The sequence below is a fragment of the Flavobacterium gelatinilyticum genome (assembly GCF_027111295.1).
Taxonomy (GTDB): Bacteria; Bacteroidota; Bacteroidia; order Flavobacteriales; family Flavobacteriaceae; genus Flavobacterium; species Flavobacterium gelatinilyticum.
The window spans coordinates 2,109,164-2,134,354 of the sequence record NZ_CP114287.1; the positions used below are offsets into that span (position 1 = coordinate 2,109,164).

A 25,191-nucleotide genomic window follows, 5' to 3' on the forward strand; every position below is an offset into this window, starting at 1 on the left:
ATGCAAAGAGATTTTTGTTTGGGCAGCGAATGGCTGTATTATAAAATTTATACAGGTGTAAAAACAGCTGATTATATTTTACTAGAAAAATTACAGCCCATTATTTCAAATCTTGAAAGTAAAAAAATCATTCAAAAATGGTTTTTCATTCGATATAAAGATCCAGAAGAACATATTCGTATTCGGTTTTTAGTAAAAAACCAAAAAAAACTGTCCTCAGTTATTCAAGCTTTCTATCCAATTTTTGAAGAACTTTTAGAGCAAAATTTAGTTTGGAATATACAAACCGACACGTATAAAAGAGAAATAGAACGATATGGCAAAACTACGATGATTGATTCTGAATTCTTTTTTTGGAAAGACAGTAAAATGGCTTTGCAATATATTAAAGCTATACCAAGTTTTAAGACAAAAGAGACACCATTATTATTTAGTTTTTATGCTATTGATTCCTTTTTAAATTCGTTTCAACTATCGATTCAAGAAAAATTATCTTTGATGGATGATTTGCAAAATTCTTTTAAAATAGAATTTGAAACCGACAAGCAACAAAAAAAGGAAATGTCTAAAAGTTATGCTTCATTATATCCGCAAATGAATACTCTTTTGACTGCAGCTTCAAAAAACAATTTTACAGAAATAACGAAGATTGTAAATCAAAAATCAAGACAAACAGCAAAAAAAGCTTTAGAAATTAAAATTAAAAACGAAATTCCTTTAAAATCTCTTTTAGCTAGTCACATACATATGATGACTAACAGGCAGTATACTTCTAAACAAAGAATGTATGAGTTAATCATTTATGATTATTTATTTAAATATTATAAAGCAAAAAGTTTTAGTACTTCTTCTGTTTTACTATAGTCTAAGGAAATTTTCAAATGGCTTGGCATAGATTTACTTGTTTTATAGTTCAAAGCCGAATTACTTCTTTTTTTATTATACCAAATTTAGATGTTTATTGAAATTTCAAGTTCCATCTATTCTCTAGAAATCCCTTTCATAACATAATTAGACAGCTTTCTCTTTAAAATTAAGATTTAGTTCTTAACTAGAAATCCATCCTGAGCTAGCAAATTCAGTTTTTGTTTTTATTGAGTTTTAACAGGTAAAAACGCAAAAACATGTTAAATGAAGCGATTAAGTCTCGCACCCTTTTTTAGTATCAGGATAATTTAATAACTTGAAGGTTAAATCTCTTATTATGAAAATATCAGAAACGGCATTTGCAATTATCATACTAATTTTTGTTTCCTGCACCGGCGGAAAAGAAAGTCAACTGGAAGTCAGAGAAAAAAAGCTTATGCTCAAGGAAAAAGAGTTTTCAGCAAAAGAAGAAGATTACAAGAATCTGCTGAAACTTCGCGACAGTCTGCAGCAGGCTGTTTTAATGAAAGAGAAAAAAAAGGATTCTATTGTGAGATTCTGGCCTGACAGCCTCGTCGGAAGCTGGAATAGCAGGCTGGTGTGCCGTGAATCTGCATGCGGCACTTACGTTATAGGTGACCAAAGGACTGAAAAATGGATTTTTTTCAATGACAGCATCGGCCCTATAATTAAAGTTATGGATAATAATAAACTCAAACGCACCTTTAGAGCTGAATACCAAGATGGGCAGGCCCGACTAAATATATATCTGCCGGACAGCACTGTTGCGGGGAATAATAAGACCACTGCCCTATTAGATAATTTCGGCAGAAAAGTGATTAAAGGCGTGCAGTCGCTCTCCGGAGAGGACGGGTGTCTTGTAAAATTCTCAGTTGAGCTTTCCCCTTCCCAAAAAAAATAATTTATGTTATTAAGTATACATCATATCACCTTTCCTATTGAAGATCCTCTATTGAAATTTCTTTTAGAGCTGATCATTATTCTATGCATCCCGCTTCTGCTCAACAAGATCAAAGTACCGCATCTTTTAGGGCTTTTAATTGCAGGGGCTGTAGTAGGGCCTAATGGCTTCCATATTCTCTCCAGAGACAGCAGTGTGGTGGTTACCGGCACAACAGGACTTTTATATATCATGTTCCTTGCAGGACTGGAGATTAACATGGGAGATTTTAAAAAGAATAAATGGAAAAGTATCACTTTTTCCATCTATACTTTTGCCGTGCCGTTTCTACTGGGGCTGGTTGGAGGCTATTACATACTGGGTTTTAATATCCTTACCTGCGTTCTTTTTGCCAGCCTGTTCTCCTCCCATACGCTGATTGTGTATCCGATGGTCAGCTCACTTGGTATTACCCGAAATCTGGCTGTAAATATCACCGTTGGAGGAACAATGATAACCGATGTTCTTTCTTTAGTAGTTCTGGCTGTGGTAGTCGGCATGTCACAAGGAGAAGTGGGATCATCTTTTTGGATCAAACTCTCTATATCGATGGTGCTTTTTGGTGTTATTGTATTAATGCTGTTTCCAATTATAGGCCGCTGGTTTTTTAAGAATGTTCAGGATAAAATATCACAATATATCTTTGTTCTCGTTATGATCTATATGGCCGCGCTTCTGGCTGAATTGGCGGGTATTGAAGCCATTATCGGCGCCTTTTTTGCGGGATTGGCACTCAACAGACTTATACCCCACACCTCTTCTTTGATGAACCGGGTGGAATTTGTCGGCAATGCTATATTTATTCCGTTCTTTCTTATCAGCGTGGGAATGCTTATTGACTTTAATGCCTTCTTCAAAAGCTGGGAAACGCTAGGCGTGGCCGTAATAATGCTTATAGCCTCAATTGGCGGGAAATACCTTGCCGCCGTTGCAACGCAGAAAACTTTTCGTTTTACAGATGATGAAGGAAAATTGATATTTGGACTGAGCGCCGCATCTGCAGCCGCTACATTGGCCTCCGTAATGGTTGGTTATAACATTATACTCTCCGAAAATGAAGCAGGAGAACCTATAAGATTATTAAATGAACATGTGTTGAACGGAAGCATACTTCTTATCCTTATCTCCTGCACCATATCTTCTTTTGTTTCAATGGCATCCGCCCAGCGAATAGCCGAAAAAGAAAAAGAAAGTACCGTGTCAGGCGAAAGCGAAGAAAAAGATAAAATCCTGCTAGCTCTTAACCATGAAAGCACCGTTGAGAAAATGGTAAATCTTGGACTGCTGATAAAGACCAAGTCCCATCATATCAACATATATGCCCTGAACGTCATCAGTGAAAGTAAAAATGAATCATCAGCCAAAAATGCTGAAATCCTTTTAGATAAAACTGTAAAAATGGGTGCGGCATCCGATACAAATATCATTCCCATAACAAGACATGATCACGATGTGGTCTCGGGAATCAATAATGTGATTAAGGAACAGCAGATTTCCGATCTGGTAGTGGGTCTTGAAAACGACAAGGGATTTTCTGCATCTTTTATCTACAATTTATACAAAGGCTATCTTCAGAATAAACAGAGCAATGTTTTGATTTACCACGCAGCGCAGCCTATCGCAACAGTCAAAAGCTATACGGTGCTCATACCTGCAAATGCAGAAAAGGAACCCGGATTTTTTCATTCCCTGCTAAGGGTCTGGAACATCAGTAAAAATTCGGGTGCTCAAATGCTATTTTATTCCAATGATAATACAGCCAAAATTCTAAAAAGAATCTGCGACAAAGACAATATTGAAGCCAAATTCAATCTAATTACTTCATGGCAGCAGGCCCAGACTGCTGCTGAAGACATAAATGAAAATGAAGGTCTGATTATCCTGATGGCTGACAAAGGCATGAAATCCTACTTTGAGCAGATGAGAGAAGTTCCTGAATTCCTGAACAGAAATATGAGAAATAATAATTACATCTTAATTTATCCTTACAGAACATTAAATGAAACAGCACTAGAGAAACGCTCTGTGACTAATCATGATGACTTTACTGAAATTGGGAAAATGATTTCTAAAGTTTTCAAATAACTGTTATCCTATAAAAAAAGACCCGTAGAAATGTTTCTGCAGGTCTTTTTTCTTAGTTAATTACATCGATGAAATCAGGAATTCGCTTCTTCGGTTTTTTAAATGCTCTTCTTCAGAACATTTTACCCCGTCTTTGCATCTGTTAAGGAGTTTGCTTTCGCCGTATCCTTTTCCTTTTAGACGGTCGGCTGTGATTCCTTTTTCTACGAGCCAGGCTGCGATTGATTTTGCTCTTTTATCGGATAAAACCAGATTCGATTTTGCCGAAGATCGGCTGTCAGTGTGAGAGCGGATATCTAATTTCATTTTTGGATATTCCTGCATTACGGCCAGAATCTTTTCCAACTCGGCCGCAGCGGCATCCGTTATGGCCCATTTTCCTAAATCAAAATAAATCATAGAAATGTTCAGCGTTTTTGCTAAATCAGTTCCTACTTTGATCGTTTTTATTTGAGGAATTTCTACTACAGGGATTTTTTCTCTTTCTAATGTAAAATCTAATTTGCTATCCAGTCCTGTTGAAATTGCAATGGCACTTTCTTTTGCAGGATACATTTTTCTTTCGACTTTAACTGTATATTTTTTGCTGCAGTTTACTTTAAAATTATAAACTCCGTCTGCTCCGGTTGTTACTTCTTCCAACAATTGATTATTTTCATCAAACAGGGTAATTTTGGCTCCTTCGATAACTTCGTTTGCTTTACTGTCGAAAATAGTTCCGGTTAAGGTTCTTTCGCAAACCAGCTTCTTTGTTTCGGTAAATTTATAAATATCATCATTCCCTACTCCGCCTTTTTTATTTGAAGAAAAATACCCTTTTCTGGTATTACTGTCGATAATATAAGCGAAATCATCAAATTTAGTATTGATGGGTTCTCCGATATTCTGAACCTGATCGAATGTTCCGTTTTCAAGAATTTTGGAAACAAAAATATCTAGTCCTCCAAGTCCCGGGCGTCCATCGGTGGCAAAATACAATTCGTTATCTCCTGAAATAAACGGGAAAGTTTCTCTTCCTTCGGTGTTAATTGCAGCTCCCAGGTTTTCAGGTTTTCCAAATGTTTCGTCTGCATTTATGGTTACAGAATACAAATCAGACTGCCCTTTGGTTCCGGGCATATCTGAAGCAAAATACAACTTTTTTTCGTCTAAACTTAAGGCCGGATGAGCTGTACTGTATTTATCACTGTTAAATGGCAATTCGGTAATATTAGTCCATTTTCCGTCAACCAGACTGGCTTTGTACAATTTTAATAAGGTGATGTTTTTATCGTCTTTACCGCGTTTTCCATCCAGAAAATTATTACGGGTAAAATACATCGTTTTACCATCTTTTGTAAATACAGGAGTCGATTCATTGAATTTAGAATTGATCTCTTTATTCAGCAAAGAAGGATTGTATGCGTTTCCATCTGGTTTAATAGCTGCTATGTACAAGTTTGTAAACGATTTATTGGTCCATTTAAATGTTTTTCCTTCTTTCTTTCCAATTTTTCGGGCTGAACTAAAAACTAAATTGTTATTTAAAAATGTACTTCCAAAATCAGATTGTTCTGAATTAACATTCGCAATAGAAACTTCATATCTGCCTGAATTCAATTTGATTTGTTCAAGGTAATTTTTATTGTTCTCGAACAAAATTCCTCTGCTGTCAGTATTTGTTTTTTTATTGAATTCATCCAGCATTTTATCTGCTTTAGCATAATCTCCAATCGATTTAAGGGATTGTGAATAACGATAGCAATATTCCGGGTCCTGCTTTGCATTGAGTGCAAAAAGTTTATCGTACCAGCCGGCAGCTTTTGGCAGATCGGCGTTGAAATAGTAAGCGTTTCCTAATCTCTGAAACATTTTTTCATCTTCGTATCCTTTCGCTGCAAGCTTTTCGTATATCGTTATAGCATCTGCGTAAGCATAATTATTATATTCTTTTTCTGCCTGAAGCAAAAGTGCTTTTTGTGCCGATGCGCTAAAAAAGAGCAGTGACAAAAAAAGGGTAAATAGTATTTTCTTAAATTTCATAATTAGAAAAATCTTGGTGATGTAATGCGGCTGTAACCTTTCATAAATTCATAACGCAGGAAGATTTCATGCGATCCTGAATTGTAGTTGTTCAGCTTTGTTGTTTCGCGGTCGTATGCGTAACCTATGTACATGCTTTTGTTAATCTGAAATCCGGCCATTGCACTCAAAGCGGCACTCCATCTATAAGATACTCCGGCTGTAAATTTGTCGTTGAACATAAAGTTTGCCGAAACGTCAAGCTGAAGCGGTGATCCTTCGACCATTTTTGCCAAAGCAGCGGGTTTGAATCTGATCATTTCGTAACGATCTAAATTGAAGACATAACCGGCAATTAAATAGTAGTTGATTTTTTCTTTGAAAATTGCCGTATCATTATCGTCATAACGGCTGGTTTCGATAAAATTAGGAACTGATAAACCCAGATATCCTTTGTCTGAATGCCAGTAAACCCCTGCTCCTACATTTGGTGAAAACTTATTTTTAAAATCTGAAAACTGGGGATCGCCCTGATGTTCGAATGTAAGTTTATTTGGATCCAGATTAAAAATATTGGCAGATCCTTTTATACCAAAGGAAAGTTTTGCTGTCGCAGATGTCTGAATGGAATATGATAGGTCTACTGAAAAATTATTCTCTGTCGTAGGTCCGATTTTGTCATTTACCAGCGAAAAACCCAATCCTAAATTACTGTTATTAATAGGTGTGTTTACTGATAATGTACTCGTTTCGGGCGCACCATCAAGCCCAACCCATTGTGTACGATACAATCCGAAAATACTCATCACTCCTCTGGAACCGGCATAAGCAGGATTTATATTTATGGTATTGTGCATATATTGTGTAAACTGTGCATCCTGCTGCGCGAATCCCGCTGCAGAACAAAACAATAAAACTAAAGCTAATTTTTTCATTTATTTATTTTTAAAATAATGGCCCAACCTGTTGTCAGGCCATTTTATTAATACGGAAATATTATTTTGTCAGATATAGGTATCCTGCTTCCTGTTTAGGCTTTGAGGCATTATCTTTATATCTCACGATGTAATAATAGGTTCCTTCCGGTAATCCGTTTGATTCTTTTACTGTTGTTCTTCCTTCTGAGTAGCCTTTAAATACAACATCATTGTTGTTGTAATGGTCTCTTTCGAATACTAAAACTCCCCAGCGGTTAAAAATCTGAACGGTGTTGTCAGGATAACATTCGATTCCTCTAATGTAAAATCTCTCGTTTTTATCGTCTCCGTTTAAAGAAACTGCGTTGTAGATTTTTAAGTTACATCCGTTTAATTCTATTACTGTCGGATTATTTCCTCCTTCGTTTTTAGAATCTGATTTATCCAGTACGATTATACCGCTTTGTGTAATTCCTGAAACTGTTCCCTGATTACTTACTGATCCTGAATTAATATCTGTTTGTGTTAATGTGTAAGTTCCTGTAAATGTTGTGCTGTCGCTTTGTCCAACAGCTAAAGTTATAGGTCCTCCGTTCATAACAACTCCCGGAATAAGATCAGAAATTAAGATATTCTCTAAAGGAACATTCCCTGTATTTTTAATTATGAAAGTGTAGGTTAAGGTTTCTCCTGCTTCAACATTTCCGTTTCCGTTTTCGTCATTCAGTTTCACATCCATAATTAATGTGATTGCCGGTACTTCAACAAAAATCTGAACTGTTGCTGTGCTACAATTGTTTCCGTTTGCTTTTTCACAAATCTGGTACGTTAGTGTATGATTTCCTGGTGCTGTTCCAGGTGCTACATCAATCGTTCCGTCTTCGTTTAGTGTAATTCCGTCAGGGAAATTTACTCCTGTTAAAACTACATCGGCAGGATTTACGGGAACTCCGTTTAATTTGTCGTTATCTAAAACGTTGATCACTTCTAATGAACCGTTTAGTCCATCGGCAAGAGCTATATCATCGTCATTTCCAGCTTCGATTCCAAACTGAGGTCTTGCGCTGCAGCCAGAAGAAGCATCAGGATAATTTACAGTTACCGATTGTGTCGGGTTTATTGTAAATTCCATTGTAACGGCAGGTCTTGTCAATTCAAATCCGTCATTTCCTTCTGTCCATTGTCCGTTTGATAAAACCCATCCCGGCCAGTCCGTTGGTTTATTATCTGTACCTAAAACTGTACCCGGCCATAATACATCTCCTGATAAAGGCATGTTGTTTTGAGTTGCTACAGTACGTCCTGAGCTGTCAATCCAATTAATGGTTAATAAACCTGTTGGTGTAAAGTTATCTGCGGTAACATTGTATGCAACATAAGCAGCGTTGTCTAAACAATAACTGCCTGCTGTAATAGTCATCGCAGGTGCTGTAACTGTAACCGAAACTGTTGCAGAAGTACAATTACCTGAATTCGCTTTTTCGCAGATTTCATATGTTAATGTGTAAGTTCCTGCAGGTGCATTTGGAGCGAGCTCCAGCATTCCGTCCGGTCTTAACGTCAAAATATTATCAGGATCCGGAGTTGTAACATTCAAATTGATATCTGAAAGCTGTAACGGATCGTTGTCTAAAGTATCGTTGTCCAAAACATTCACAACCTCAACTACTTTATTAATTCCTACAACTGAACCAATTTCGTCTTTAACAGCAATTAATAGTGCTTTTTCAACCGGAATTGTTATTACGGCAGGCGTTGCGTCAACAGCTCCATTGTTATCTGTTGCTGTAAAAGTAAATGAATCATTTCCTGAGAATGCGCCGCTTGGATCATACGTAAGCATTGCAGCCTGTGCAGGTGTCAATACCTGATTTACCGTAATAGGTGTGCCTGATAGGGCTAAAACTCCATTTGACGGCAATGTTAAGATGATGTAATTCACAATTGTTCCATCAGAATCTGCTGCAGTTAAAGCATTGATTGCTGTTGCACCAGCTCTTGATTTAATGTTCGAATTAGTATCATCAATTGCTACAGGAGCGTTATTTCCAACTGGAATTGTAACAACTGCAGTATTTGAAACGGCTCCAAGATTATCTTCTGCACTAAAAGTGAATGTGTCTAAACCTGTAAATGTTCCGCTTGGCGCATATGTAAGCATCGCAGCCTGTGCAGGTGTCACTACCTGATTTACTGTGATTGGCGTACCTGATAAAGCTAAAACTCCATTTGCAGGTAAAGTAAGAACGGTATAACCAGTAATTGTTCCGTCGACATCTGTTGCAGAAAGTGCATTGATTACCGTTGCTCCCGCGGTTGATGGGATATTTGCATTTGTATCACTGTTTGCAACCGGTGCATCGTTTACAGGAGTTACGGTGATGGTAACAGTTACTGTGTTTCCGTCAATTGTGCCGTCGTTTACTTTGTAAGTAAAACTGTCTGATGTTGTTTCGCTTCCGTCATGTGTGTAATCAAATGATCCGTCTGCGTTTAGGGTTAACGATCCGTGTGATGGATTAGCAACTAAAACAGCTGTAATTGCATCGCCTTCGGCATCACTGTCGTTTGATAAAACTCCGTCTGCTGTATTCACGTTTATGGTTCCGCCTTCGGCAACGGTATAATTGTCTGCCAAAGCAACCGGAGCATCGTTTACAGGAGTTACGGTGATGGTAACGGCTACTGTGTTTCCGTCAATTGTGCCGTCGTTTACTTTGTAAGTGAAACTGTCGGTTGTGGTTTCGCTTCCGTCATGTGTGTAATCAAATGATCCGTCTGCGTTTAAAGTTAACGTTCCATGTGATGGATTGGCAACTAAAATGGCTGTAATTGCATCGCCTTCGGCATCACTGTCGTTTGATAAAACTCCGTCTGCTGTATTCACGTTTATCGTTCCGCCTTCGGCAACGGTATAATTGTCTGCCAAAGCAACCGGAGCATCATTTACAGGAGTTACAGTGATGGTAACAGCTACTGTATTTCCATCAACTGTGCCGTCGTTTACTTTATAGGTAAAACTGTCGGTTGTGGTTTCACTTCCGTCGTGTGTGTAATCAAATGATCCGTCTGCGTTTAAAGTTAACGTTCCATGTGATGGATTGGCAACTAAAATGGCTGTAATTGCATCGCCTTCGGCATCACTGTCGTTTGATAAAACTCCGTCTGCTGTATTCACGTTTATCGTTCCGCCTTCAGCAACGGTATAATTGTCTGCCAAAGCAACCGGAGCATCATTTACAGGAGTTACAGTGATGGTAACAGCTACTGTATTTCCGTCAATTGTGCCGTCGTTTACTTTATAGGTAAAACTGTCGGTTGTGGTTTCACTTCCGTCGTGTGTGTAATCAAATGATCCGTCTGCGTTTAAAGTTAACGTTCCATGTGATGGATTGGCAACTAAAATGGCTGTAATTGCATCGCCTTCGGCATCACTGTCGTTTGATAAAACTCCGTCTGCTGTATTCACGTTTATCGTTCCGCCTTCGGCAACGGTATAATTGTCTGCCAAAGCAACCGGAGCATCATTTACAGGAGTTACAGTGATGGTAACAGCTACTGTATTTCCATCAATTGTGCCGTCGTTTACTTTATAGGTAAAACTGTCGGTTGTGGTTTCACTTCCGTCGTGTGTGTAATCAAATGATCCGTCTGCGTTTAAAGTTAACGTTCCATGTGATGGATTGGCAACTAAAATGGCTGTAATTGCATCGCCTTCGGCATCACTGTCGTTTGATAAAACTCCGTCTGCTGTATTCACGTTTATCGTTCCGCCTTCGGCAACGGTATAATTGTCTGCCAAAGCAACCGGAGCATCATTTACAGGAGTAACGGTGATGGTAACAGCTATTGTATTTCCGTCAACTGTGCCGTCGTTTACTTTATAGGTAAAACTGTCTGATGTGGTCTCACTTCCGTCGTGTGTGTAATCAAATGATCCGTCTGCGTTTAAAGTTAACGATCCGTGTGATGGATTGGCAACTAAAACAGCAGTTATAGCATCGCCTTCAGCATCACTGTCATTTGATAAAACTCCGTCTGCTGTATTCACGTTTATCGTTCCGCCTTCGGCAACGGTATAATTGTCTGCCAAGGCAATCGGTGCATCGTTTACAGGAGTTACGGTGATGGTAACGGCTACTGTGTTTCCGTCAATTGTGCCGTCGTTTACTTTATAGGTAAAACTGTCCGTTGTGGTTTCGCTTCCATCGTGTGTGTAATCAAATGATCCGTCTGCGTTTAAAGTTAACGATCCGTGTGATGGATTGGTAACTAAAATGGCTGTAATTGCATCGCCTTCAGCATCACTGTCGTTTGATAAAACACCGTCGGCTGTGTTCACGTTTATGGTTCCGCCTTCGGCAACTGTGTAATTGTCTGCCAAGGCAATCGGAGCATCGTTTACAGGAGTTACGGTGATGGTAACAGCTACTGTGTTTCCGTCAATTGTGCCGTCGTTTACTTTATAGGTAAAACTGTCGGTTGTGGTTTCGCTTCCGTCGTGTGTGTAATCAAATGATCCGTCTGCGTTTAAAGTTAACGATCCGTGTGATGGATTGGTAACTAAAATGGCTGTAATTGCATCGCCTTCAGCATCACTGTCGTTTGATAAAACTCCGTCTGCTGTATTCACGTTTATGGTTCCGCCTTCGGCAACGGTATAATTGTCTGCCAAAGCAACCGGAGCATCGTTTACAGGAGTTACGGTGATGGTAACGGCTACTGTGTTTCCGTCAATTGTGCCGTCGTTTACTTTGTAAGTGAAACTGTCGGTTGTGGTTTCGCTTCCGTCATGTGTGTAATCAAATGATCCGTCTGCGTTTAAAGTTAACGTTCCATGTGATGGATTGGCAACTAAAATGGCTGTAATTGCATCGCCTTCGGCATCACTGTCGTTTGATAAAACTCCGTCTGCTGTATTCACGTTTATCGTTCCGCCTTCGGCAACGGTATAATTGTCTGCCAAAGCAACCGGAGCATCATTTACAGGAGTTACAGTGATGGTAACAGCTACTGTATTTCCATCAACTGTGCCGTCGTTTACTTTATAGGTAAAACTGTCGGTTGTGGTTTCACTTCCGTCGTGTGTGTAATCAAATGATCCGTCTGCGTTTAAAGTTAACGTTCCATGTGATGGATTGGCAACTAAAATGGCTGTAATTGCATCGCCTTCGGCATCACTGTCGTTTGATAAAACTCCGTCTGCTGTATTCACGTTTATCGTTCCGCCTTCAGCAACGGTATAATTGTCTGCCAAAGCAACCGGAGCATCATTTACAGGAGTTACAGTGATGGTAACAGCTACTGTATTTCCGTCAATTGTGCCGTCGTTTACTTTATAGGTAAAACTGTCGGTTGTGGTTTCACTTCCGTCGTGTGTGTAATCAAATGATCCGTCTGCGTTTAAAGTTAACGTTCCATGTGATGGATTGGCAACTAAAATGGCTGTAATTGCATCGCCTTCGGCATCACTGTCGTTTGATAAAACTCCGTCTGCTGTATTCACGTTTATCGTTCCGCCTTCGGCAACGGTATAATTGTCTGCCAAAGCAACCGGAGCATCATTTACAGGAGTTACAGTGATGGTAACAGCTACTGTATTTCCATCAATTGTGCCGTCGTTTACTTTATAGGTAAAACTGTCGGTTGTGGTTTCACTTCCGTCGTGTGTGTAATCAAATGATCCGTCTGCGTTTAAAGTTAACGTTCCATGTGATGGATTGGCAACTAAAATGGCTGTAATTGCATCGCCTTCGGCATCACTGTCGTTTGATAAAACTCCGTCTGCTGTATTCACGTTTATCGTTCCGCCTTCGGCAACGGTATAATTGTCTGCCAAAGCAACCGGAGCATCATTTACAGGAGTAACGGTGATGGTAACAGCTATTGTATTTCCGTCAACTGTGCCGTCGTTTACTTTATAGGTAAAACTGTCTGATGTGGTCTCACTTCCGTCGTGTGTGTAATCAAATGATCCGTCTGCGTTTAAAGTTAACGATCCGTGTGATGGATTGGCAACTAAAACAGCAGTTATAGCATCGCCTTCAGCATCACTGTCATTTGATAAAACTCCGTCTGCTGTATTCACGTTTATCGTTCCGCCTTCGGCAACGGTATAATTGTCTGCCAAGGCAATCGGTGCATCGTTTACAGGAGTTACGGTGATGGTAACGGCTACTGTGTTTCCGTCAATTGTGCCGTCGTTTACTTTATAGGTAAAACTGTCCGTTGTGGTTTCGCTTCCATCGTGTGTGTAATCAAATGATCCGTCTGCGTTTAAAGTTAACGATCCGTGTGATGGATTGGTAACTAAAATGGCTGTAATTGCATCGCCTTCAGCATCACTGTCGTTTGATAAAACACCGTCGGCTGTGTTCACGTTTATGGTTCCGCCTTCGGCAACTGTGTAATTGTCTGCCAAGGCAATCGGAGCATCGTTTACAGGAGTTACGGTGATGGTAACAGCTACTGTGTTTCCGTCAATTGTGCCGTCGTTTACTTTATAGGTAAAACTGTCGGTTGTGGTTTCGCTTCCGTCGTGTGTGTAATCAAATGATCCGTCTGCGTTTAAAGTTAACGATCCGTGTGATGGATTGGTAACTAAAATGGCTGTAATTGCATCGCCTTCAGCATCACTGTCGTTTGATAAAACACCGTCGGCTGTGTTCACGTTTATGGTTCCGCCTTCGGCGACAGTGTAATTGTCTGCCAAGGCAACCGGGGCATCGTTTACAGCTGTAACTGTTATTAATAAATCAGCGGTTGCTGTTAAATGACCATCACTAATAACGTATGGAATGGTGATTGGTGTCGTTGAATTAAAATCAGCATCAGGAATAAAAGTAATTATTCCAGACGTGATATCTATCTTTCCATGAGAAACTGTAATTGTCTGATCTGAACCTGTCAATAATGTTCCATTAATTGATACCAGACTTAGAGTATCTCCCTCCGGATCACTGTCTCCACTTAATGGATTTACTGTAATTGAGTTATCTTCTGCAACTGTATACGTATTATTTACAGCTATTGGTGCATCGTTTACAGGAGTTACGGTGATGGTAACAGTTACTGTATTTCCGTTTACTGTACCGTCGTTTGCGTGATAAGTAAAACTGTCGGTTGTGGTTTCACTTCCGTCATGTGTGTAATCAAATGAGCCGTCCGCGTTTAAAGTTAACGATCCGTGTGAGGGATTAGCAACTAAAACAGCAGTTATAGCATCGCCTTCGGCATCACTGTCGTTTGATAAAACTCCGTCGGCTGTATTCACGTTTATGGTTCCGCCTTCGGCAACGGTGTAATTGTCGGCTAATGCAACCGGGGCATCGTTTACAGGAGTTACGGTGATGGTAACGGCTACTGTGTTTCCGTCAATTGTGCCGTCGTTTACTTTATAGGTAAAACTGTCTGATGTGGTTTCGCTTCCGTCATGTGTGTAATCAAATGATCCGTCTGCGTTTAAAGTTAACGATCCGTGTGATGGATTGGTAACTAAAACAGCAGTTATAGCATCGCCTTCGGCATCACTGTCGTTTGATAAAACTCCGTCGGCTGTGTTCACGTTTATGGTTCCGCCTTCGGCGACAGTGTAATTGTCTGCCAAGGCAACCGGGGCATCGTTTACAGGAGTTACGGTGATGGTAACGGCTACTGTGTTTCCGTCAATTGTCCCGTCGTTTACTTTGTAAGTGAAACTATCTGATGTGGTTTCGCTTCCGTCATGTGTGTAATCAAATGATCCGTCTGCGTTTAAGGTTAACGATCCATGTGATGGATTGGCAACTAAAATGGCTGTAATTGCATCGCCTTCAGCATCACTGTCGTTTGATAAAACACCGTCGGCTGTGTTCACGTTTATTGTGCCTCCTTCGGCAACTGTGTAATTATCGGCCAAAGCAACAGGAGCATCGTTTACAGCTGTAACAGTAATACGTTGTTCTGCATTGGCAGTTCCTCCAAATCCGTCTTCAATTGAATATGGAATAACAACTGCTGTCGCAGAATTAAAGTCTGCATCCGGAATAAAAGTAATTACTCCCAAAGCTGTAATATCTACTGTACCATTATCAACCGTAATTGTCTGAGCGAAACCTGTTAAGGCAGTTCCGTTAATTGACGTTATTGTTAAAGTATCTCCATCAGCATCAGTATCTCCGTTTAACGGATTTAATGTTAACGTGTTATCTTCCTGAACTGTGTAGATATCATTTACAGCAACCGGATTTCTGTTCACTACTCTCAAACGTGCGGCTGCAGAATTTGGCTGCGCACAGGCATTTGAAGTACTGGTTACATCCAGTCTATATTGATAATTGTTAAATGAGCGAGGAATATTTGTTAGTGTCAGCGAATTGGTATCGGCATTTGAAAACGTCGGGTTTGTACCTCCGTCAGTAACCGTAGTCCAGTTTGCTCCGCCATCTATACTTTGTTTCCAGACATATACTAAATGTGTTCCTGTAACCACACCGCTAAAAGTGGCATTACCGCCTAAATTAGTATCGGCATTAACCGGGCTGGTCGTAATTTGAACTATGTTTGAAACTAAATAATTAGGTTTAGAAGTTCCGTTTGTATTCACCGGTGCTGTGTATGAAGCGGCAACTACAGTACCATTTGGATGTGTAGGAGGAGGATTTCCTGTACCGTAAAATCCATTGTTATCCGGATCTGCATTTGTAGTTCCATAAGCTTCAATCGCATCAGGACAGCCGTCATTATCTGAATCCAGATCAAACTGGTTGATGATTCCGTCTAAATCCTCGTCATATCGGTCATCGATACCATCTTTATTATTATCAACAAAACCAGGTGCATCTTTATCGATAAAATTGAATTTTTTATCATTATCATGATCTCCAAAAGGATCCGGTAATCCGGCTGGAATTTCTACTGAATCTAAAATTCCATCGTTATCATCATCTAAATCACATTCGATATCCAGTCCGTCTTCATCGTCAATTCCCATATAGTTTGGATTTTCTACCGGGATATACAATGAAACACTTCCACCGATTAATCCGTCTTCTGATCCGTTACGTTCTCCGTTTAAATGTACTCCTCCAACACCTCCGTTGGCATTTAAAGTAACATTAGGAGGTAATGCGGCAAGCGAGTAAAGCAAAGCACCGCCTCCGCCCCCTCCTCCGGGACCGTGAATTGTATTGGTATTTAAATCTTGTCCGTCTCCTCCTTTTGCAGAAACAGCAAGATTACCTGTAAAAAGAGGTGTTTTAAGTACAACCGTACCTCCTGCTCCTCCTCCACCTCCTCCATCAGGGTCTCCCGACGGATTAACAGCTAATGGCGCAAAACCATCTGCTATAATAGAATGTCCGTTTCCAACTATTTCATCTGCAAAAATAATTACGATACCTCCACCATCAGCGGCAGATGACGGGTTATTGGTTGTTACATAACCAGATCCTCCTGCACCGCCCAGAAAAACTTTGTCCTGTGCAAAGAAAGAGGCTAAAGAAACACCCCCAAGACCTCCGGCGTTCGTTCCGTTGACATTACACCAGCGTTTTCCTCCTTCACCTCCGGCACCATAATTAGATCCTCCGCCTCCGCCTGAATCTCCCGCAACTCCGGATCCACCTCCATTTGCTCTCGGCGCACGGCCTCTGTTGTAGTTTATATTATCAATAACAATTCCGTCACCCTTTGTAAATGAAGCTGTAGCAGTATTAGAAAGCACATACAAATTATTTGGGTCCGGGTCGCAGTCGTTATTAGGACCGTTTATCGTCATCTGAATTCCTTCATACCCTTTTCCGGCCACATTAATATCGGCATTAAATACTACTCTGCCTGCCTGTATAGCCAGAACACCCCCGTTTTTATCATTTGTGTTCCAGTCTTTTGCTGTAAGCTCAGCTGTAATATTTACTTGTCCCGTATATTTAGGAACTCTTACAACCTGCACCATATCTGCCAGAGTATAGTTTTTTAGCAGCGGGTACATTGGCGTAAGTACGTTTCCTGTAATACTTTTGATTTCAAAAAATTCATAATTTCCAGTATTATGAATTCTATTGATCTTACCTCCTTCAATGGTATTGGTCAAATCAATTTCAGCTCCTTTCATCTGGATAATCAGAGCTTTGTCTCCCGGAACAAGACCCGCAGCGTTTGTAACTGTAATGGTATTAATACAGCTTAAATCGCAGGGATCGCAGTTGGGCTGATTAATTCCAACAACAGAAAAGTAACTGTTTACTATTCCTGAAATGTTTGTTTGTGAATACCCGCTGAGGCTGCACAAAAACAAAAAACCGACCAAAAACTGTTTCAGGGTCCGTTCTTTATTTAACATTAAAATTTTTAGATAAGTAAAGTTCACCATATAATAAATAAATTAAAATTCACGAATAAGCATAACAAGTCCTGTACGCTCAGATTTCTATTTTTAAACCTGGCGTAAATTTGTTGTAAATAAATTTTTATAAAAGCTGAAAACCAGCAGAGACAAAGGATTAACGATCAGATTTGCTGATCCCGAAAAATGTTAATCACTTCTTTCGCGGCCAAATGTAATTGAAAAATAAAGGGATGAATAGTCAATTCGGACATATTTTAACGGTTATAAAAAAGCCCGTTTCCTGAAAGATTTTTTTTATATCCAAAAAAACAAAAGTGTAATTAACACACTATTTTTTAATAAGTTACCAATTAAACTTCAAAACAAAACTGAAGCCATAAAAAAGAACTAATTGTTATATTTTATGAAAAAACAGTTTTTTTTGATGTCTAAAAACGAACTTCTGAAGGCAGTTTCCCGAATCGTTTTTTAAAACTTGAAGCAAACCTTCCGGCCGAATCATGCCCTGTAATTACGGCAATTTCCTGAATATTGAAATCTGATTTTAAAATGAGCTGCATAGCGAGAACCAGATTTTTTTCTTTGTGATACTGAAGCATCGAAAAACCATAAACAGCTTTAAAATTTGATTTTAATTTGGTTGCAGATGTATTGACTTCTTTGGCTATAAATTCGATGCCCAGAAATGGAAGATGAAGATTTTGCAGTACGATTTTTTCTGCCCTTGAAACATTGAGATAATCCTGATTACTCAACGAAATATTATCTGCTATACGGCTGTCTTCAAAAGCATTATCAAAAAACTCTGTGATGAGTTTCATCGTTTTTTTTCTAATTCCTGCATTATCGGCTTCGGAATGATTTTCTTTTTCCAGAAGATCTGATAAATCATTCCCGACTTTATGGGCTTTTTCAGAAATATCGAGCCAGGTGTATGATCCTCTTTCTCCATTTAGAAACTTTAGGATCGTTTTTCGTTCTTTGAATTTTTTAGATGAAAAGTTCTTTTTTACCCAGTCTTTTGTCATGGCAATACTGAAAAATTTTCCATCAGCTTCTTTATAAAAATAACTGGAAATCTCTGTGTAAGGTTTGCTGATTGTCCAGCAGGTGCTTAAAAGCGGTAACGAACTGCCGTCTTTTAGAGGGAACTGATATTCAAAAACCGAAAAGGTCAACAAATAATACTCACTGCTTTTATCCATATCGTAACCGGATAAAGCCATGATATTTTCTTTCATCTTTAAATAAAAAGTCAAAAGCCAGAAACCTTCTTCGATTTCTTTGTAATACATTTTGGCTTTTGCCAGCGGGGTATTAAAGGTAATGAGATTTTTTAAAGGAAAATGTTTACTGATAGGCAGTTTTAACATGCTTTCGAGCATGATCTGAGGGGAATTAAACAGATACGGAAATTGAAAAAAATCATCTTTCAGTAAAAAAAGATATTTCTGAATATGTTTGGGCCAGTTATCTAAAGTCATCAAAAATCTAAAGCAGTTTGGGGCGTATACTTTTTATTTTCCCTTTTATTATCAAGGAAATCAAGGCTGCAAAAATAAACATAACCCTGCGAAACCACAATATCCATAATAAGATTTTACAGGATCTTAATATGGATATTCTAATTACACTCTTGCAGTTTTCGCTGAAACGAAAATTTCTGCTAAAATTTACATCATCGTATTAATACGAATACTGGCTTTGATAAGTGCCAGAGCAGATATTTTTGAGATGTGGATATCTTTTGGCTGATGATGTGAATTCTGGCTTACCAGTTTTACAAATTCCGGACCTTGTTCTGATTTCTGAACATATTTCACAGTAATATACTCTTCCCAGTCATTGAGTTTTACACTTAAAAGATACATTTCGCCAAAAAAGATATTTTCAAATTCGGTTTCCTTATATAAGATAATGTCTCCCGATTTTAAAAGCGGATACATACTGTCTCCTGTAACCGAAATAGCTCCATCGCATTTTGGCAGGTTCGGAATTTTTATGGTATCAAGAATTCGCTGTGGTTTCCCGCTGCTGAATAATTCTCTTAATCCTGCTACTGCTTCAAGATCGTATAAAGGTATTTCCTGGCTTACATGCAATGAATCCATTGTTTTTCTGTCGTTGTTTATTAATACTATATCGGTACCGGTTTCTTTGAGCATAGGTCCGTTTCCGGTTAAAAGCCACTCCGAATTTATATCGGGATAGTAGTGTAATATTTTACACGCTTTATCTGTTCCCATATTACTGCTGTTATCTAAAAACTTATTAGAAAAGCCCAGATCATTACAGAACTTATATTTAGTTATCCCTTTCGCATCAAGGTATTCACGCATTCTTTCAGTTGAACCCATAGGAAATGTATTTTTTTTACGTTAAAATTTTGTTTTGATGTAATATTTTACGCTATATTTGCAAAGGAAAGAAAAATAAAAAACAAAAACAAGCGATAGAACCATAAAATAAAGCACATTTCCTAATATTATTTCCAGAAAAAAAAAAAAAAAAAAAATACAAAAACTTGATTACAAAGTATTTAAAAATGAAAAACAATCTTAAAACCAGAAATACTACGCTAAAAAGAAAATATAACAGAAAATACTACGATTTTAAAGGTCCACACCTAAAGAGTTTTAATCCTATGCCCAAATTTTTAACAACATTTTTATGGAACAATTTCTCTATCCTTCGCTGACGGCTTTTTTTGCCTCATTTATTACCTGGTTATTCTCTAAGAGAAAATCATTGGCCGAAGATCGTGCCGCCGAACTTGACAACGCCGTAAGTGCGGTAAAATACTACCGCGACCTGCTTGACGACATTACAACGCGCCTCACAGCCGCTACCGAAATCATTAAAAAGACAGAAATACAGAACAAGGAATTAACCCTTATGAATGAAAAGCTGACAAACGAATTGCTAAAATCACAACAGCAAAATGCAAAAACTTCATAATCATATTTCGAACATTCTGATAATCATATCTGTCAGGATAAGATTAGAGACAAAATTCAGTCTTACAAAATAAACATGACCTGCATGCTTTTTGTTTACAGCTTATAGTGAAATAACCCTTTTAAAGAAAACAAGTGAAATCAAAAGAGCATAAAAAATCTTCAAAAAGATTTGTCCAGATCTTTTTGAAGATTTTATTATTACAAATAAATACAGCTTGAACTATTGTAAGTTTTTTATTCTGTTTACAAATCAAAAAATCACATCTTCAAAAACCAATCCTATCCAAAAAACAATTACATTTGGCGACCATAAATCCCCAAATTAATTATGAATTCAAAAAGAAATTCGTTCTATTTACCCGCCTTTATAATGATGCTTTTTTTTGCATCGATTTCGTATTCGCAGACTGCTTCTAAAACCGAAAACCGTTCTAAACTGTTTGAAGAAACCATAACAGATAGTGATTATTTAATTGCTATCGAAAAAGCCGGTGAAGTACTGGAATCAGCTGGACATGATATTGATTTTGAAGGAAGTGCTTTTCATCTTTTTGGAGAAATTGAAAGAACCGAAAGCAAACTTAATTTGATTTTAGAAAGCTTAAAAGGTGCAAATCCAAATGTGCGTAACCAGCAGATGTACCGTGTTGTACTTAAAGAAATCGAACAAGAACTAAACGAGCAGAATACGGCTATTAATGACCACAATCAAAATCTTGAAAAGATTAAAAACAGAATCATCGATCTGCGTAAAGACACTACTCTTTTTACACTTTTAAAAGATACAATACGTAAAAAACAATTCAAAACCGAATTAACGAATCTCAAAAAAACATACCTAAAAACGGATAGTCTCATGACCAAAAATCAGGAGATTTTAAACGATAAAAAAAGACTGACGGTCGAACACAAAATTGCGGTTTCGAACGCTCTTACAACTGTAGAAACCAAACTGGAAAAATCCGGAATCAGTATTCTTAACAAAGAATATCCATCTTTATGGAGCACCGATTCTACTGCTAAAAAAGTAGTGGCACAAACCATCAAATCAAAAATTATAATTGAAGAAAATGTTGCTGCTTATTATTTAAGCTATAAAGCGGGCGGATTGATTACATTGTGCTTCTTCATGGGGCTTTTGGCCTGGTATATTTCGCGTAATTTAAAATATCTAAGAACCAATGGCTATGCCGAAAACCTTTCTCTTTTTAACTTTAAATACTTAAACCGAGGCGTAATTTTGCCCATTGCAGCCATTGCTCTTAATATTGCTGTGGTAACCAACTTGTACGCGCCTGCCCTTGTTTTAGAACTATTGCAGCTTCTGCTGCTAGCAGTGCTGACAGTCTTGTTCAAAAAAGACTGGTCAGGAGTTTCCATGCGAAACTGGCTCATGCTTTCTGGACTATTTTTAGCACTTTGTTTCCTCGATTTGTTTATTGGCGTTGGGCTTATTCAGCGTTGTTCATTTATTATTATCAACATTCTGGGTATACGATATGGTCTTGTTCAGATTAAAAGCCTCAAAGATCAATTGTATATCAAAGCTTTTTTTAAATGGGCTAATATTATATTTATCGGACTAAATGCTTTATCGATTTTATATAACCTTTTCGGAAGGGTTTCGCTTTCAAACATGCTGACTTTAACCGCGTTTATTTCGCTTACGCAGATTGTGGCCTTAAGTGTTCTTTTGAAAATAATCCTGGAAATAATCCTTTTACAGATTTATACAACCCGAGTAAAACGAGGAATCGAAAAAATATTCGACCACGAAAATTTATCCGGTACGCTAAAAAAACCTTTTATTATCGTAATCAGTTATATGTGGCTGGTGGTTATTGCCTCTAACTTAAATATCTGGGAATCATTACGAGATTCTTTTGCCGGTTTGCTAAGCCGACCTAATACAATTGGAAGCATTACTTTTACTTTAGGAAATATTGTTTTGTTCTTTATAATTGTCTGGATCGCACATTTACTTCAAAAATATGTAGCGTACTTTTTTGGGGAAATCGAAGACGAAAACGAAGAAAACATCAACAAAAGACAGCATTCTAAATTATTAATTACAAGACTTGTCGTTTTAATTGCAGGATATCTTTTAGCTGTTGCGGCATCAGGAATGCCATTGGATAAACTAAGTATTCTTTTAGGAGCTTTAGGTGTCGGTGTCGGACTCGGACTTCAGAATATCGTCAGCAATTTCGTTTCAGGTATTATTTTGATATTCGACAAACCTATCCAGATTGGAGACGTTGTTAATATAAGTTCAGAATCCGGACGTGTAAAATCGATGGGATTAAGAACTACGAAAATCAATGCCCCAAATGGTGCCGAAATCATTATCCCAAATGGTAATTTATTATCTCAGAATATCACTAACTGGACGTATACTGACAATTTTAAACTAGTGGATATTTTAATAGAAATAAACGGCGATGCTACACCGGACGATATTAATGCAATTGTTTTAAGCGCGCTCGAAAGTCTGCCTCTTGCAAATAACACGAGAACACCACAGATTTACTACAATTCAATTTCGGATGGTAAATTCAAATTACAGATTAAATTTTGGTGCAGTATTTACAAAACCGAAGAAACAATCAGTACCGCGAAACAAGTTCTATTTAGCAATTTTAAAGCTAAAGGACTGACTTTTTCGACTTAGTATTTTAAGAAAACACAAAATGGTTTGAATCAATTATAAGATAGATTCAAACCATTTTTATATTCGAAATTTTCCTTAAAACAATGTAATATGGAGGGAAATCAGTTAAGCTATTAAATTTTAAAAATACCTAATCTGAAACACTACCATCAAAAGCTACTCCATAATGAAGTGCCTTTTGATTTTGGACTGATAATATGCGAATTATACATTCAATAATTAACCACTAACCAATCTCAAACACTACCAATTATTTGCAAGTATATTTTTTCTCTTTAATTATTTTATATTTTTTTCCTTCTTTTTTTTGAATAACCCAAAATGAATAATCTATAGTAGAAAAATTTCCTTTACCTATAAAAGCGGCCAGATCAACAGAATATCCAGATTTAGTAAAGACTCCATTAACATTTTCTTTATTGTAAAGAAATAAAAACTTATCATCTATTACAGTTGTATAAATGTTTATAATTCCTTTTGAAGCTATAAAATTTTCAAGACTATATTTAGTGATTAATATCATATTATTTTTCATAATCTCAATACTCCACTGGACACTATTTGTTTGGCAAACCCTGTCTTTTTCCATAATTTCTTTTATCGCTGTTTTCAAATGCGAGTCATTTAAAAAGATAATTTCAGATGTATGATTTTTTTCCGGCACTACTACTTGTGCATTACAAAAACTGTTAAATGCTATAAACAGACATAATATATTTAATAACTTCATGATGTTTTCATTAAATTACTTTTTAGATTTTCTTCTAGGAATCAGTACTTCTTTAAGCTCCACATTTGGTGAATTTGAATTATAATCTTTATATTGTTTAAGAAGAGGAGCATAAACCCTCAAAATAGCACTTGGACTAAACTTTCCTGCTGTTTGAATTTCAGCTGGAGAAGGATAAATTCCTTCAAAATCCATTGGATGACAATGGTCATAGCCTTTTATTGCACTATTATTCCTTGATGCACTAATATTTAAACTAAGTTCTTAACTCTCTTTAAAACTTGTGCCAATAATATTTACTTCATTTTCAAATTTAGTCAATGAAAATTCATTAATGGAGTTATTTGATACAAATTCAAATAATTCATTATAATTCACCATATTACTGTAAATCAACTAATTGAACACATATTTTATCTCCCCTTTACTGAATTAGTAAACTGCGTATTTTCAATAGTATTTAAGAATACTTTTCTCAATAGTAATTGATTCGGCATTTTCATCTTTTTAAGATTACCATTACTATCTCTTGATGCAAAGTAAAGAGTGTATTCGTTTTTATCATCAGTTTCTTTTAATAACTCTATTTTACCTGATTCGTCTAATCCATAATCATTGTCTGGTGATCATTACATTCCATCGGGTTACTATGCTTGTTTTGAGGTCTACGTTAAGGTATGGGGGATTTGAGGACGATAGGTTTTCTTTTAAATATCTACTAAAAAAAGACCGTGTGGTTATATCTTTTACTCATAATTAAAATTTCACATTATTATTCAGTTAGTTACATTGCTATTTGGGAAAATACCTAATTTGAACACTACATACTTAAATGTGCTATAAAAGCAAAAGCCACTCCTTTATGGAATGGCTTAAATGTAAAAGTTCTTTCACTACTTAACTTTATCTTTTTCTATAAATCTTTAATTTCTTTCAGAAAATCTGGAGTTGAAGTAGGATATTTAGGAAATGAGTCAACCATAAATATAACCGATTTTACTGTATTAGTTTTTTGATAAGTGAGTTCATAACGAAATGAACTTATTTTATCAATAGAAAGAATATTTTCGAATAATACCTTTTCGTTCTTAATTTCAAGATATTTATCGCCCAGATAAACTTCTTCTAATTTTCTAAAATTAAATACCCATGCAAATAAAAAAATTAAAGTTGGAAAAAAAATAAATGCTAAATTTTTAAAAGTCAAATCAAAAATGATAAAACCAAAAAGCAAAATTAAAGCATTAATTAGAAGAATAATTGGTACTATTTTCTTTCGAAAGTACGTTGTTTTACTAGATATTTTTTTCATAATATTAAAATTTAACTCCTATTTTGAATCCTTTTTCGCTGCCTATAAAATAAACTGGATTGTTAAGTACGCAAACATAAGGAGAATTTCTTCTAGAAATCTCCGCTAATAGGTCAATATTCATCCATGTATCAGTGCTTAGACATAATTACGTGCTCCATAGTTATAAAACATTCAGCTTTAACTCCTCTTGCAGTTGCATTTAATAACCTTTTGCTCGTTAAATCTTGGACAATTCATACCATCACGAACTTTGGAACACCATGTCGGATTTTTACTCATTTTAGTTCATTTAAGGCAATATTAAACCAAAAAAGATGAGCATTACTGCTCATCTTTAAATTATTTATTTCTGAAATT

The 25,191-nt window shown here is 37.2% G+C and carries 13 protein-coding genes; 5 read left to right on the forward strand and 8 right to left on the reverse strand.

Annotated elements, in window-relative coordinates; translation table 11 throughout:
• From OZP11_RS09070 to OZP11_RS09080, 3 genes are all read left to right on the forward strand, one after another.
• The gene (locus tag OZP11_RS09070; RefSeq protein ID WP_281234896.1) at nucleotides 1-864 is read left to right on the forward strand and encodes a thiopeptide-type bacteriocin biosynthesis protein; all 864 of its coding nucleotides are present in this window, start codon (nucleotides 1-3) and stop codon (nucleotides 862-864) included.
• A 340-nt stretch (nucleotides 865-1,204) separates the two neighbouring features.
• The gene (locus tag OZP11_RS09075) at nucleotides 1,205-1,789 is read left to right on the forward strand and encodes a hypothetical protein (RefSeq protein ID WP_281234897.1); all 585 of its coding nucleotides are present in this window, start codon (nucleotides 1,205-1,207) and stop codon (nucleotides 1,787-1,789) included.
• Nucleotides 1,790-1,792: 3 nt separating this feature from the next.
• Nucleotides 1,793-3,913, forward strand: a complete 2,121-nt coding sequence (locus OZP11_RS09080; RefSeq protein WP_281234898.1) for a cation:proton antiporter — start codon at nucleotides 1,793-1,795, stop codon at nucleotides 3,911-3,913.
• Nucleotides 3,914-3,973: 60 nt separating this feature from the next.
• Here OZP11_RS09080 and OZP11_RS09085 read toward each other — a convergent pair whose 3' ends face one another.
• From OZP11_RS09085 to OZP11_RS09105, 5 genes are all read right to left on the reverse strand, one after another.
• Nucleotides 3,974-5,935: an OmpA family protein gene (locus OZP11_RS09085; protein ID WP_281234899.1), complete on the reverse strand. Its 1,962-nt coding sequence runs from the start codon at nucleotides 5,933-5,935 to the stop codon at nucleotides 3,974-3,976.
• 2 nt (nucleotides 5,936-5,937) lie between these two features.
• A complete protein-coding gene (locus tag OZP11_RS09090; RefSeq protein ID WP_281234900.1) occupies nucleotides 5,938-6,849 on the reverse strand; it encodes a PorP/SprF family type IX secretion system membrane protein in 912 nt (303 codons plus the stop codon).
• 61 nt (nucleotides 6,850-6,910) lie between these two features.
• Nucleotides 6,911-17,152: a cadherin-like domain-containing protein gene (locus OZP11_RS09095; RefSeq protein WP_281234901.1), complete on the reverse strand. Its 10,242-nt coding sequence runs from the start codon at nucleotides 17,150-17,152 to the stop codon at nucleotides 6,911-6,913.
• A gap of 434 nt (nucleotides 17,153-17,586) precedes the next feature.
• Nucleotides 17,587-18,642, reverse strand: a complete 1,056-nt coding sequence (locus OZP11_RS09100; RefSeq protein WP_281235517.1) for a helix-turn-helix domain-containing protein — start codon at nucleotides 18,640-18,642, stop codon at nucleotides 17,587-17,589.
• Nucleotides 18,643-18,831: 189 nt separating this feature from the next.
• Nucleotides 18,832-19,515: a S24 family peptidase gene (locus tag OZP11_RS09105; protein WP_281234902.1), complete on the reverse strand. Its 684-nt coding sequence runs from the start codon at nucleotides 19,513-19,515 to the stop codon at nucleotides 18,832-18,834.
• 313 nt (nucleotides 19,516-19,828) lie between these two features.
• Between OZP11_RS09105 and OZP11_RS09110 the strand changes: the two genes are divergently transcribed.
• Nucleotides 19,829-20,116, forward strand: coding sequence for a hypothetical protein (locus OZP11_RS09110; RefSeq protein WP_281234903.1), 288 nt, complete (start codon nucleotides 19,829-19,831; stop codon nucleotides 20,114-20,116).
• A gap of 330 nt (nucleotides 20,117-20,446) precedes the next feature.
• Nucleotides 20,447-22,789 carry a mechanosensitive ion channel domain-containing protein gene (locus OZP11_RS09115; protein ID WP_281234904.1) on the forward strand — a complete coding sequence of 781 codons (2,343 nt, stop codon included), beginning with the start codon at nucleotides 20,447-20,449 and terminating at the stop codon, nucleotides 22,787-22,789.
• Between the two features lie 250 nt (nucleotides 22,790-23,039).
• Here OZP11_RS09115 and OZP11_RS09120 read toward each other — a convergent pair whose 3' ends face one another.
• The 3 genes from OZP11_RS09120 to OZP11_RS09130 all read right to left on the reverse strand — a co-directional run bounded on the left by OZP11_RS09120 (nucleotide 23,040) and on the right by OZP11_RS09130 (nucleotide 24,831).
• A complete protein-coding gene (locus OZP11_RS09120) occupies nucleotides 23,040-23,519 on the reverse strand; it encodes a hypothetical protein (protein WP_281234905.1) in 480 nt (159 codons plus the stop codon).
• Between the two features lie 15 nt (nucleotides 23,520-23,534).
• Complete coding sequence (locus OZP11_RS09125) at nucleotides 23,535-23,714, reverse strand: hypothetical protein (protein ID WP_281234906.1); 180 nt, start codon at nucleotides 23,712-23,714, stop codon at nucleotides 23,535-23,537.
• Nucleotides 23,715-24,432: 718 nt separating this feature from the next.
• Nucleotides 24,433-24,831, reverse strand: coding sequence for a hypothetical protein (locus OZP11_RS09130; protein WP_281234907.1), 399 nt, complete (start codon nucleotides 24,829-24,831; stop codon nucleotides 24,433-24,435).
• Between the last annotated feature and the right edge of the window lie 360 nt (nucleotides 24,832-25,191).